This is a genomic window from Pantoea sp. SYBGC1 (assembly GCF_057197005.1).
In genome coordinates this window covers 957,136-970,673 of record NZ_JBXUNM010000001.1, presented here as the reverse complement: position 1 = coordinate 970,673, position 13,538 = coordinate 957,136, and the positions used below count along the sequence as shown (strand labels likewise).

At 55.0% G+C, this 13,538-nt stretch carries 10 protein-coding genes; all 10 read left to right on the top strand.

From position 1 onward, the window contains the following. Positions 1–201 precede the first annotated feature (201 nt). Positions 202–1,635: an undecaprenyl-phosphate galactose phosphotransferase WbaP gene (wbaP, locus tag AC2CF9_RS04565; RefSeq protein WP_150016463.1), complete on the top strand. Its 1,434-nt coding sequence runs from the start codon at positions 202–204 to the stop codon at positions 1,633–1,635. Between the two features lie 299 nt (positions 1,636–1,934). Further along, complete coding sequence (locus tag AC2CF9_RS04560) at positions 1,935–3,065, top strand: polysaccharide export protein (RefSeq protein ID WP_175540437.1); 1,131 nt, start codon at positions 1,935–1,937, stop codon at positions 3,063–3,065. Between the two features lie 9 nt (positions 3,066–3,074). Next, on the top strand, positions 3,075–3,509 hold the full coding sequence (locus AC2CF9_RS04555; RefSeq protein ID WP_039385385.1) for an arsenate reductase/protein-tyrosine-phosphatase family protein: 435 nt from the start codon (positions 3,075–3,077) through the stop codon (positions 3,507–3,509). A 12-nt stretch (positions 3,510–3,521) separates the two neighbouring features. After that, positions 3,522–5,699, top strand: coding sequence for a tyrosine-protein kinase Wzc (gene wzc / locus AC2CF9_RS04550; RefSeq protein ID WP_039385383.1), 2,178 nt, complete (start codon positions 3,522–3,524; stop codon positions 5,697–5,699). Between the two features lie 274 nt (positions 5,700–5,973). After that, positions 5,974–6,891 carry a glycosyltransferase family 2 protein gene (locus tag AC2CF9_RS04545; protein WP_484556348.1) on the top strand — a complete coding sequence of 306 codons (918 nt, stop codon included), beginning with the start codon at positions 5,974–5,976 and terminating at the stop codon, positions 6,889–6,891. Between the two features lie 64 nt (positions 6,892–6,955). Further along, the gene (locus tag AC2CF9_RS04540) at positions 6,956–7,708 is read left to right on the top strand and encodes a glycosyltransferase family 2 protein (RefSeq protein ID WP_094111750.1); all 753 of its coding nucleotides are present in this window, start codon (positions 6,956–6,958) and stop codon (positions 7,706–7,708) included. A 75-nt stretch (positions 7,709–7,783) separates the two neighbouring features. Further along, positions 7,784–8,818, top strand: a complete 1,035-nt coding sequence (locus tag AC2CF9_RS04535) for a glycosyltransferase (protein ID WP_484556347.1) — start codon at positions 7,784–7,786, stop codon at positions 8,816–8,818. 58 nt (positions 8,819–8,876) lie between these two features. Further along, positions 8,877–11,087: a phage tailspike protein gene (locus AC2CF9_RS04530; RefSeq protein ID WP_484556346.1), complete on the top strand. Its 2,211-nt coding sequence runs from the start codon at positions 8,877–8,879 to the stop codon at positions 11,085–11,087. Positions 11,088–11,941: 854 nt separating this feature from the next. Next, positions 11,942–12,232 (top strand): hypothetical protein, encoded by a 291-nt coding sequence (locus AC2CF9_RS04525; protein ID WP_484556345.1) that lies wholly within the window; start codon positions 11,942–11,944, stop codon positions 12,230–12,232. A 3-nt stretch (positions 12,233–12,235) separates the two neighbouring features. Next, a complete protein-coding gene (locus tag AC2CF9_RS04520) occupies positions 12,236–13,459 on the top strand; it encodes a glycosyltransferase (RefSeq protein WP_484556344.1) in 1,224 nt (407 codons plus the stop codon). Positions 13,460–13,538: the final 79 nt, after the last annotated feature.

The following is a 13,538-nucleotide window of genomic DNA, read 5'->3' as shown; positions in this document are numbered from 1 at the left end:
AACTGTCTGGTGTAGCGGCAATGGAACTCAGACTAATCCGTTGGTATTTATCACAATTTTCTGGCGAAAAGCAATAGAGAATTGACCTAAATACCGGGGAGTTCGCCGCAGTTTGCTCAACAGGCTCCGACTGAGTATCGCTCATTTATTACACAGGCCTGTAGCGTTAGGGATTAGGGAAATAAAATAAAAGAGTTAAATATGCGCGATAACGAATTTACATATAAAAGTCTTCTGACCAAATTTTTACTGGCGTGCTCAGATTTAATTTGTTTTAACGCGGCGTTGTTTATTGCACTCGCCCTGATTAATTCATTATCTGACTCGCCACTGGCTGATATCTCTGAAAAAGATCTCAATTTAAAAATTGCTACTCACATCTGTCTGTCAATTATCTGTACGGGCTGGTTCTGGGTCCGTCTGCGCCATTACACTTACCGCAAACCTTTCTGGTTTGAGCTGAAAGAGATATTCCGTACCGTGTTTATTTTCTCGGTTATCGATTTGTCTATTTCTGCATTATCGCAGTGGCAGATGTCGCGTTTTGTCTGGGTGCTTACCTGGATTCTGGCGCTGATCCTGATCCCGGTGGCGCGTGCCGTTTCCAAACGGGTACTGAACCATTTTGGTATGTGGAAAAAACAGACCATCATCATTGGCAGCAGCCGTAACGCACAGGAAGCCTGGCAGGCGCTGCAGAGTGAAGAGGTGATGGGCTTTGACGTTATCGCTTTCTTTGATGTCGACGGCAGCTGTCCGCAGGCCAGCATTTCCGGCGTACCGGTGCTGCATAACGAAGCTGAGCTCTGGCAGTTAACCAACAGCGAAACGCAGTTTATCGTTGCGGTTGAGTCTGAGCAGAGTCAGCATCGCGATCTGTGGCTGAAAAACCTGGCTATGCATAATTGCCGTTCAGTCTCCGTTATTCCGACGCTGCGTGGTGTGCCGCTGTACGGCACGGATATGGCCTATATCTTCAGCCACGAAGTGATGATCCTGCGCGTGAACAATAACCTGGCGAAGCGCACCTCTCGCTTCCTCAAGCGCACGTTCGATATCGTCGGTGCGCTCGGCATTATCGTGGCGCTGTCGCCGGCGCTGCTGGTCCTCGGCTTTATGGTTGGCCGCGATGGCGGACCGCCGATTTACGGTCACGAACGCGTCGGTATGAACGGACGTAAGTTTAAATGCCTGAAGTTCCGCTCAATGGTGATCAACTCCAAAGAAGTGCTGGAGGAGGTACTGCGCACCGATCCGGTTGCGCGAGCGGAGTGGGATAAAGATTTCAAACTGAAGAACGACCCGCGTATTACCAAAGTAGGCCATTTCATCCGTAAAACCAGTCTGGATGAGCTGCCGCAGCTGTGGAACGTGGTGCGTGGTGACATGAGCCTTGTGGGGCCGCGTCCGGTGATTGAAGATGAACTCTGCCGTTATGCCGGGGATGTAGATTACTACCTGATGGCGAAGCCAGGCATGACGGGATTGTGGCAGGTCAGCGGTCGTAACGACGTTGACTACGAAACACGCGTCTATTTCGACTCGTGGTATGTCAAAAACTGGTCGCTGTGGAATGACATCGCGATTCTGTTTAAGACAGTCGGCGTAGTGCTTAAGCGCGACGGCGCATATTGATAGACAGCGAAGGCGGGAGAGGGTGCCTCTCTCGCTGAATAACTGCCGGTGCTGGGAGTCTTGTTATCTGAACACTGCCATTATCGAGCCTGATTAAAGCGGAGAGGTTGTTGAGCTGCACTATTCCGTTTTAATTGATGTCGTCCGGGGGCACGGTGACAACATAAAAACCAAGGGAGCAATGATAATGACCCACAGTTTCAGTGTTTAACCCGTTAAATTAAATTTTTGTAAGACGCTTACACAGCGGCGTTTTCGCCTCTATCAATCATTAACTGATAGCGAATAACCAGATGATAATGAAAACTAAATTGATACCTTTACTGGTATCCGCAACTTTTCTCTCCGGGTGCACCATTGAACCAGGTTCGCACCTTACGACCAGCGGAAAAGATGTCATTGAGCAACAGGATAGCAACTTTGACATCGATAAATACGTAAACGTCTTCCCGATGACTCCTCGTCTGGTTGAACAGATGCGTCCTAAGCCACTGGTTGCACAGGCTAACCCACAGCTGCAGAACGAGATTCAGAGCTACGAATACCGCATCGGCGTGGGTGACGTGCTGAATGTCACCGTCTGGGATCACCCGGAGCTGACGACCCCGGCCGGCCAGTACCGCAGCGCCAGCGACACCGGCAACTGGGTACAGGCTGACGGCACAATTTTCTATCCGTACATCGGCAAGGTACGCGTTGCGGGTCGCACCGTAACGGAAGTGCGTGCTGAGATTGCGCGCCGTCTGGCGCAGTACATTGAAAGCCCGCAGGTAGATGTTAACCTGGCGGCTTTCCGCTCGCAGAAAGCCTATATCACCGGTTCAGTGACCACTTCCGGCCAGCAGCCTATCACCAACGTGCCGCTGACCGTGCTGGATGCGGTTAACGCCGCGGGCGGCCTGGCTGCTGATGCTGACTGGCGCAACGTCGTGCTGACCCACAACGGCCGCGAACAGCGTATCTCGCTGCAGGCGCTGATGCAAAATGGCGACCTCAGCCAGAACCATCTGCTCTATCCGGGCGACATTCTTTACGTTCCGCGTAATGACGACCTGAAAGTCTTTGTGATGGGTGAAGTGCGTCAGCAGGCCACGCTGAAGATGGATCGCAGCGGCATGACGCTGGCAGAAGCACTGGGCAACGCGCAGGGTATGGATCAGACCACCTCTGATGCAACCGGCGTGTTCGTTATCCGTCCGATTCGCGGCGCGAACCGCACCAAAATCGCCAACATCTATCAGTTGAATACCAAGGATGCGGCGTCGATGGTGATGGGTACGGAGTTCCAGCTGGAACCGTATGACATCGTCTACGTCACCGCGACACCGATTACCCGCTGGAACCGCGTTATCTCCGGACTGCTGCCGACCATCGTAGGTATCGACGATGCGAGCTCGTCAGCGCTGCGCTTCCGCAACTGGTCGAACTAAGGTTTTACCATGATTAAGTCAGTGTTAGTGGTCTGTGTGGGTAACATCTGCCGTTCGCCAACCGCCGAGCGGCTGCTGAAGCGTGCACTGCCGCAAACGCGCGTGGCCTCGGCGGGCCTGGGTGCCCTGGAAGGGTACCCGGCCGATAAGATGGCCAGTGAGGTTGCCGCTGAACATGGCCTCTCGCTCGACGGACATCAGGCGCAGCAGTTAACGGCAGAGATGTGCCGTGACTTCGACCTGATTCTGGTGATGGAGAAGCGCCACATTGAGCAGGTCAACCGCATCGATCCCGCCGCGCGCGGAAAAACGATGCTGCTGGGGCACTGGCTTAATCAACAGGAAATTGCGGACCCGTACCGAAAGAGCCGTGAGGCATTCGACGCTGTGTACGGGTTACTGGACAACGCAACCCAGAAATGGGTCAACGTATTAAGCCGATAGTTGGGATTATCCATGAATATTAAAAACAAGGTCATGACCGCGCCAAAAGAAGATTCGAATGGATGGGATCTGGCGCATCTTGTGGGACAGCTGGTTGATCACCGCTGGATCATTGTTGCCGTTACCGCCTTCTTTATGCTGGTGGCAACGCTCTACACACTGTTTGCGACGCCAATCTATAGCGCAGACGCCATGGTTCAGGTTGAGCAGAAGAACACCGCTTCGGTGCTGAATGACCTGACCGACGTTCTGCCAGCCATGCCGGCATCCGATACCGAGATTCAGATCCTTGAATCGCGTATGGTTATCGGCAAAACCGTTCAGGACCTGGGCCTGGACAGCGTGGTGCAGCAGCACTACTTCCCGGTTATCGGTAAGGGCCTGTCGCGTCTGATGGGTAACAAGCCAGGCCAGATCGCTATCTCACGCCTGGAAATCCCGCGCAGCATCGATAAGCGTACCGTTGAGCTGGAAGTAACCGGTGCAGATACCTATACCGTGAGCAGCGACGGCGACGAGCTGTTCAAGGGCCGCGTGGGTCAGCTGGAGCAGCATGGCGAAGTCACTATGCTGGTCAGCGGTATTCAGGCGGATGAAGGCACGACCTTCAGCGTCACGAAACTGACCGATCTGCAGGCGATCAAAACCGTTCTGGGCGCGCTGACCGTGGCCGATAAAGGCAAAAGCACCGGCGTACTGGGCCTTGAGTATCGTGATGAAGATCCGGAGCAGGCGAGTCGTGTCCTGAACCAGATCGTCAACAACTACCTGCTGCAGAACGTTGAGCGTAAATCTGAACAGGCGGAAAAGAGTTTGCAGTTCCTGCGCAATCAGCTGCCTCAGGTGCGCGCCAAGCTGGATGATGCGGAAGATAAGCTGAACACCTTCCGTCGTCAGAACGCGTCAGTGGATATGTCCCTGGAAGCGAAATCCGCGCTGGATACCTCTGTCAGCGTGCAGAGCCAGCTGAACGAGCTGACCTTCCGTGAAGCAGAAGTGTCACAGCTGTTCACCAAAGATCACCCGACCTACCGCGCGCTGCTGGATAAACGCAAAACGCTGGAAGCGGAGCAGGCTCAGCTGAACAAGCGCATCTCCTCTATGCCGCAGACGCAGCAGGAGATCCTGCGACTGACGCGTGACGTACAGTCTGGTCAGGAGATCTACATGCAGCTGCTGAACCGTCAGCAGGAGCTGGGGATCAGCAAGGCGAGCACCGTAGGTGATGTGCGTATCATCGATAACGCTGAAACAGCCGGTAGCCCGGTTGCACCGAAGAAAACGCTGATTGTACTGGCTGGCCTGATTCTGGGTCTGGTGCTCTCGGTTGGTCTGGTGCTGCTGAAAGCGCTGTTCCATCACGGTATCGACAATCCTGAGCAGCTGGAAGAGCTGGGCATGAACGTCTACGCCAGCGTCCCGCTTTCTGAGTGGCAGCGCAAGAAAGATACCGAAGCACTGGCGCGTCGCGGTCACAAAGAGAAGAGCGATCCGCACAATACGCTGCTGGCGCTGGGTAACCCGACTGACCTCTCCATCGAAGCGATTCGCAGCCTGCGTACCAGCCTGCACTTTGCGATGATGGAAGCGAAGAACAACATCCTGATGATCACCGGTGCCAGCCCGGGCATTGGTAAAACCTTTGTCTGTGCCAACCTGGCAACTCTGGTCGCCAAAGCGGGTCAGCGCGTACTGTTTATCGATGGTGATATGCGTCGCGGCTATACCCATGAGCTGCTGGGTGCGGATAACAAGCAGGGCCTCTCTAACGTCCTTTCCGGTAAGACTGAGTTCTCCCCGGCGATGATTCAGCGCGGCGTCTACGGCTTTGATTTCCTGCCACGCGGTCAGGTGCCACCTAACCCGTCTGAGCTGCTGATGCATCGTCGCATGGGTGAGCTGCTGGAGTGGGCGAGCAAGAACTATGACCTGGTGCTGATCGATACCCCACCAATTCTGGCGGTTACCGATGCATCCATCATCGGTAAACTGGCTGGAACGTCGCTGATGGTTGCACGCTTTGAGACCAATACCACCAAAGAACTGGATGTCAGCTACAAGCGCTTTGCGCAGAACGGCATCGAGATCAAGGGCGTGATCCTCAACGCCGTGGTACGCAAAGCGTCAAACGCCTACGGTTATGGCTACGACTACTACAACTACGAGTACGGCAAAGAAGCCAAAAGCTAAATAACACCTTCACGGGGCGGTTTATCCGCCCCGTTTTTATGGTGAAGAATAGCGGCTTACCGCAGGGCAGGGCTTTTCAGGCTCACCCCTTTTTGGTGCGTTTTGCACCGCAAAAAAGACACACAGCACAATCTTTGGTATTTCCGTAATGGTACGCGGCAGTGTCAGAAGAAAGAGTAATAACGGTATGATTTTTCGGAATAAAACCGATTTCTTTCTATGGCCTGCTCGCGCTACCGTTGGATCTGGAACAGCTGTTTAAGAGGTGCTGGCAATGCAGGACATTCGCTTCTCAATCGTTATTCCGGCGTATAACGCCTCGGAATCGATTATCACCACGCTCGACTGCGTTAAAGCGCAAAGCTATCGTAATTTTGAAGTCATCATTGTGGATGACAAATCAGCTGATGCCGCCGAGCTGGCGCAGGTGGTGCGGGGTGAACGCTATCAGGAGCTGACAATTAAGCTGGAGCTTTCTGAGGTCAAACTCAACGGCGCCGGCGCCCGTAACAAAGGTATTGAACTGGCTGAAGGCGACTTTATCAGCTTCCTCGATGCGGATGACGAATGGCACCCGAACAAACTCGCAGAGGTACGCGACACCATTGCGCGTCTGGAAGCGCAGGGGCGGTCACGCTACGTCATTTTCAGCCAGGTCAATATCCACCAGGATGGCCACTTTCTGAAAGTGATGCCGATGCAGGCACCGGGCAAAAATGAGACCGTCGCTGAATATCTGTTTGGCTGCTACGGCTTTATTCAGACCAGTACCATCGTGCTGAAGCGCGAGGATGCGCTGAAAATCCAGTTTGATACGCGCTACATCCGCCATCAGGATTACGATTTCTGTATCCGCGCCGATCGCATGGGCTATGAGTTTGTGATGATTGCCAAACCGCTGGCGACCTATCACCTGGTGACCAAATTTGGCTCTAAGCATAAAGGGGAGTCGGTAAAATACTCCTACTTCTGGCTGGATAGCATGAAGCCGCATCTGACCACGCGAGACGTCCACACTTATAAGGCATTCAAACTGCCGCTGCGCTACAAGATGGACGGTAAATCGCTGCAGGCGAGCCTGAGCTTTGCCCGCTACTTTTTCCTGACCAACCGCGACAACCGCGCCTACTTTATGAATCGCCTGAAAGATAAGGTGAAATCGCGGTTTGGCGGCAGAAAAGCGGTCTCCTGACACACATTCACTTGCTCCCTGCGCGGGAGCAATTTTTTTGGTTCCTGACACTCCGGGCAATAAAATGACAAATCATGTTGGCACCATCGGTATTGTGATGCCGATGTATAACGCACGTAAAACGGTACTGCGCGCGGTAGAGTCGATTGTTAAACAGACCTACAGCGACTGGCATCTCTATCTGGTTAACGACACCTCCACGGATGACTCTCTGGCCCTGGTGCGTGAGCACTGCCAGGATCCGCGCATTACTATCCTCAGCAATGAGGTTAATCAGGGCGCTGCAGAGACGCGCAACGTCGGACTGCGTGCTGCCAGCGAAGAGATCATCGCGTTTCTCGACAGCGATGATGAGTGGCACGCTGAGAAGCTGGCTGAGCAGGCTGCGGCCATTGCCGCCGGTGATGACTTCGTTATCACCCACTACCACTATAAAACGCAGAGCGCCGAACACGATATCACCTGGGGCAAACCCTACCTGCAGCAGGATAATTTCGTGAAGAAGCAGTATCGCGTCTGCTTTTCATCCGTCTGCTTCCGTCGTCCGCCGCAGGGGATCTTTTTCCAGCGTAAAGGGCATGAAGACTTTCTTTTCCTGTACGAGCTCTTCTCTCGTTACAAACAGGCGCGGGTGATCCGCAAAACGCTGGTGAACTATTACGAGCTGGGTGATTCGCTGTCGCGCAACAAAAACAAGGCAGCGAAATGGCACCTTGAATTATTAAGAATTATCTACAAAAACAACCCATTAAAAGTCTATTACTATTACACCTGGTATATGGTGAATGGCGTCCTTTTCGCCCTGAAGCATCGCTGAAATCCGCATGTTTGCGTGCAGTGATGCAGCCAGTAGGGGTTTTACGTTCACTATTTTTGAGGTGGAAAGCGTTAAATGAAAAAAGTCGTTTTGGTGATCAAAGATGCCTACTCCTATGCGGGCACCGAGAACATCTGTAACTTCATGTCAGAGTGCCTCGGTGAAGAGCACGCCGTTACTGTTTATTCCCTTGAGGGCCATGGCGAAACCTTTTACCCCTTTAAACACGTAAAAGAGATCGTCAGTTTTGAAGGCCACAGCAACCCGATCAAAAGTGCCGTAGCACGTATCCATCAGGAAAGTTTCGACAGCGTTTTTCTCATCAGTATGGGCCGTCTGAGCGTCATGTTTGCGTTCTGGAACCTGATGATGCTGAAGAAAAAAACCTTTAAAGCCTACGCCTGTGAGCATATCGCTATCAACTCCTTCAGTAAGCCGATCAAGCTCATGAAGTGGCTGCTACTGCGCTACTACGATCGCGTGATTGTTCTGACAGATAAAGATCAGCAGGTCTTCAGCCGCTGGCATATCCGCAGCCAGCAGATCCCCAATCCGGTGGTGTACAAAGGCTTTGAGCGGCGTCAGCGCAGCCGCCAGGCGCTGGCGGTCGGGCGGCTTGATCACCAGAAAGGGTTCGATCTGCTGCTGGATATCTGGGCAGATTTCAGCAAAAAGCATCCGGAGTGGACGCTGGCGATTGCCGGTGATGGCGAGCTGCGCCAGCAGCTGCATGAGCAGGCGGCCGCGCTTGGCATTACCAACAGCGTGAACTTTGTCGGTAAGGTCAGCAATATCAATGACTACTATCGCGACAGCGATATGGCGCTGATGACGTCACGCTATGAAGGGCTGCCGCTGGTGCTGCTGGAGGCGAAATCCTGGTCCCTGCCGGTGGTAGCCTATGACTGTCCGACCGGCCCGCAGGAGATCATCAATCACGGCAAAGATGGTTTCCTGGTGCCGATGAACGATAAAGCCACTTTTCTGGCGCGGATGGAACAGCTTGCCAGCGATGACGCTCTGTTCTTTGCCCTGAGCGATAACACAAAAGAGACCGCACTCAAGTTTGACGGTAATCAGATCAAACAGAGCTGGCTGGCGCTGGTATAAGCGTCACGCCTTTTTATGCCTGCCGGGACACACTGACTTTGACCACGGGATTATCAGCATGAAAAGAAGAGAAGTGTTGCAGGCAGCCGCCTCCTCCATTGTCACCGCGCTTTCCGTAAGCGCGTTTTCCAGCTATGCGGCGAAAAGCGGCCAGCCCGCGCTTAAGCCGATCGACCCGGCCAGCGTGCCGCAGGGCGATGTGCCCATCCTCACGCCGGAAAATGTTTACACCATGCCGCCGCAGTTCTGGCAGAACTTTGAAGGCAGGCTGTGGATCGGTAAAGCGGGCAGTGACGCCAGCCAGAAAGGCAATCAGATACCGGTATATCTGCGCGACGCCAGCGGTAAAGTCGCGCAAATCACTCAGCCGATCGCGCTGAACAAAGGCAATTTTGCGCAGTTTATCCATGATAACGCTGCGCTGATCGCTAATCCGGCCCACTCCATGGCGGTGGAAGATAGCGAAGGCAACACGCTCTTCTCCATTACTGATGTCTCACGCCCCGGCCAGAATAATTTCAGCCAGCGCCTGGCCCAGCCAAATGGCTACCAGCTGATTGGCGAGATCCCCTCCGTTGAGGAGCTGCGTAAAACCCGCCCGCTGTTTGCCGGTGCCAAGATCAAACTCAAGAGCTGGCATGAAGGGCTGGAAGTGGGTGGCGGCGAATTTGTCGGGACGTATGGCGACGCGCGCGATGATGATGGCGTTATCTTCAGCGGCAGCGGTTTTTACTGGCGGCGCGTAGTAGAGGATTTTAACCGCCTGACGCTGTTTGAATTCGGCGCTATCGCCGACGGCAAAACGGATGCGGCGCCGGCCATTAAAGCGATGTATCAGTGGTCGCTCGATAACAGTCAGCCAATCTGCGTGCAGTTTCCGGCCGGGAAGTTCTTTGTCACCGGCTGTGATTTCGGCGAGGAGGAGCAGCGCTTTTTCCGCATCTCCGGGGCGATGGTTAACTTTGGCTATTTTCCGGCGACTACGCTGGTCTCTGATGGCCGCTCCGACTTTGTGTTCAAAGTCAAAGCGCGCTGGACTGAGATCTCCAACCTCAACTTCAACGGCCAGAATGACAAGCGGCCCAACCGGCAGGGGTTGTTCAGCAACACCTGTCCGGGCGGCCAGTTCTTTCGCGGCGCCTGCCTGCGCTTTAACCGCGTGGGAGGCACCTCAATCAGCCTGCTCGATACGCTCGACTGCAAAATTGACCAGTGGTATGCCGACACCTGTACCGGCGATGTTATCAAAGCGGGCTGGTCAGGTCAGAAAGCGGGCGCCTGGGATCACAGCACGGCGATAGAGCTCTCTAACTTTAACGCCCAGCGCTGTACCGGCGGGATGGTGCTGAACCTGCCGCGCTGCAGTCAGTCGATTATTCATAACGGCTGGATTGAGCACAGCGAGCATCCCGGCGATATCTCTAACGGACAGTGGATCATCGACGCGCTGAGCCTGGAAGATTGCAAAAACCCGCTTAATGCGCGCAACTCACGCCTCAATATGCGCCAGACGAATCTGCAGTCAGGCAGCTGGATCGACAACTCGCTGCAGGGTGAGCGCTGGCTGAGCATCTGGGAGATGGGCTCCACCCGCGTGGAGTCTTATGGCGTCGCCATCGACGGCAGCCTTAAATATAACTACATCACCTCGCGCTTCCGCCTGAGCAATAACACCAACCAGGCGACGTGGTTTGAGCTGGGCAATTTCTACTCGCCGGACGTGGGCGACAGCTGGGAGATTGAGCTGTTTGGCCAGTCGCAGTTCAGCACGGGCACTGATAATGCGCCGATGATGGAGGTGACCGGCGGCAAGCAGACCGGCGGACGGGCGGTGATCCATCTGCAGCGCAAAACGCAGAAAGCGGAGGCGAGCTGGTCAGCCGAAGGCAGCTCCCCGGTGCTGGAGGTGCGGCTGGTGGCGCGTTCCGATACCGATACCAAAGTCTGGGTCAGGCTGGCGGGCTGGACGCCGGCCACCGTGGTGCTGATAAAAAGCACCGCCAAAGATCGCTTTATGACCGGACGCTGTGCGCGCGTTGACGCCACGATGGTTAAAGGCACGCCAGGCAACGGCAGCCAGCAGGCGCCGCAGCGCTTTAGTCTGCATAACGGTAAAGCGGGCATCGGCGGCAATGAGCAGGGCGATCTGCTGATGGCGTCACGCGAGCTGAAACCGGAGCAGGTCGATACGCGTCAGCCAAAAGGGTTTGTGTCGGTAGTGATCAACGGCGAGCAGGTTGCGATGCCCTATTTTGCCCTGAAAGGGTAAATAAACGCTGCAGGGGGCGCATTTATGCGCCCCTGAATGCGGAATCGGCTGACCCAGGGCGGCATCAATGCCGCCCCTACGCGATATGGAGGGGGGCGCATTAATGCGCCCCCGGATGCGGGATTGGCTGACCCAGGGCGGCATCAATGCCGCCCCTACGGGCTGATGTAGGGGGCGCATTAATGCGCCCCTGGATGCGAAATCGGCTGACCCAGGGCGGCATCAATGCCGCCCCTACGAGATATGTCGGGCGCGCATTTATGCACCCCTGGATGCGGGATCGGCTGACCCCAGGGCGGCATCAATGCCGCCCCTACAGCATCGTGTAGGGGACGCATTTATGCGCCCCTGGATGCGGGATCGGCTGACCCAGGGCGGCATCAATGCCGCCCCTACGGGATATGTAGGGGGCGCATTTATGCGCCCCTGGATGCGGGAGCGGCTGGCCCCAGGGCGGCATCAATGCCGCCCCTGCGGGCTGATGTAGGGGGCGCATTTATGCGCCCCAATGGGAAATGTAGGGGGCGCATTTATGCGCCCCTGGATGCGGGATTGGCTGATCCCAGGGCGGCATCAATGCCGCCCCTACGGACTGATGTAGGGGACGCATTTATGCGCCCCTGGATGCGGAATCGGCTGACCCAGGACGGCATGAATGCCGCCCCTACGGGATATGTAGGGGGCGCATTTATGCGCCCCTGAAATCGCGTAAGAAGCTTTAGGTTAGATAACAGGCAGTTGGCATTACTTTTCGGGCGTTGTCCCATTGCAGTTTTTTTTGCCAGAGTTCACTTTGCTGCTCAGGACAGAAGCGGCGGCTTGTAAGAATTACAAAAAATACATCTGGAGTTTGTATGAGGATTTTATTGGCGGGTAATCATACCTGCGGGAATGGCGGTGATGGCGCAATTTTGCACGGGATGACTGACTCACTGCAGGCAGCGTACGCAGAGCGGGGTTGTGATATTGCTCCGGCCTGCTTTCATCTGCAGCAGAAAACGTCCTGGAGCCTGATGGCTCGCGTAAAGCGTAAGAGCGTGCTGGCTGACGACGGCAATGTAAAACTGAACGTAAATACCGCGGTCGCGCAGGCGCGTGAAACAGGCAACCGCATCACCGAAGAACTTCTGACTGTACTGGGGTAAGTGATGAAGTTAACCTTTTTCACCATGCGTTTTCCGGTTGCCTCTGAGACCTTTGTCCTCAACCAGGTAACTCACTTTATTGATGCCGGCTATGACGTTGAAATCATCTCGGTGTTTCCGGGTGATATGATCAACCGTCACGCCGCGTTCGACGACTATAACCTGGCGGCAAAAACACACTATCTGCTGCCGGAAGAGAAAGTATCGAACCTCGACAAGCTCACGCAGCGTATCGGCCTGATGCTGCCGAAGATCGCCAAACCGGCGCTGATCAAATCGCTCAACGTGGGCCGCTACGGTGCACAGGCGAAGAAGCTGCTGCTGCCGGCGATTGTCGCTAACGCGAAACGGACCTTCACCGCCGATGTCTTTCTGGTGCATTTCGGCTACGCCGGCGCGCTGGCTAACAAGCTACGCGAACTGGGCGTGCTGAAAGGCAAGCAGGCGACCGTATTCCACGGCGCTGATATCTCACGTCGCCATATTCTGGAAGAGCACAAGCAGGATTACGTCAATCTGTTTAAGCAGAGCGAGCTGATGCTGCCGATCAGTCACCTGTGGGAGAACAAGCTGATTGAGATGGGCTGTCCGCGCGAAAAAGTGCACGTGACGCGGATGGGCATCGAACCGGAGAAATTTAACTTCCGCCCGCGCGAAGCGTTTCACCAGCCGCTGCGCATCGTCTCTGTGGCGCGCCTGACCGAGAAAAAAGGGCTGGACGTTGCCGTCAAAGCCAGTGAAATTCTGCGCGACAAAGGCGGCCAGTTTGAATTCACCATTATCGGCAATGGCGAGCAGGAAGGGATGATGCGCGAACATATCGCCCGTGCCGGCCTGAAAGAGATGGTCAGCATGCCGGGCTTTAAGCCGCAGGAGGAGATCCGCCAGGCGCTCAACGACGCTGACATTTTTCTCCTGCCCTCAAAAACGGCCGCAGACGGTGATATGGAAGGGATCCCTGTGGCGCTGATGGAGGCCATGGCGGTAGGGCTGCCGGTGGTATCCACCTACCACAGCGGCATCCCGGAGCTGATCCAGAACAACATCAGCGGCTGGCTGGTCTCTGAGAACGATGCTGATGAGCTGGCTGCCACGCTGCTGCGTTTGTCGCGCGGGGATATAGATGTGGCACCGGTAGTCGCTGCCGCGCGTCATAAAGTGGAAACAGAGTTTAACCAGCACATTGCCTACGGGGAACTGGCGAAAATTCTGGAGCAGATGGTGTAAGCAGAATGAACGCCCGGGCAGGCTATCGGCAGGGTCATGTGTGTGACAATGCCGGGTACCTGCGCGCTGGCTCAGAATC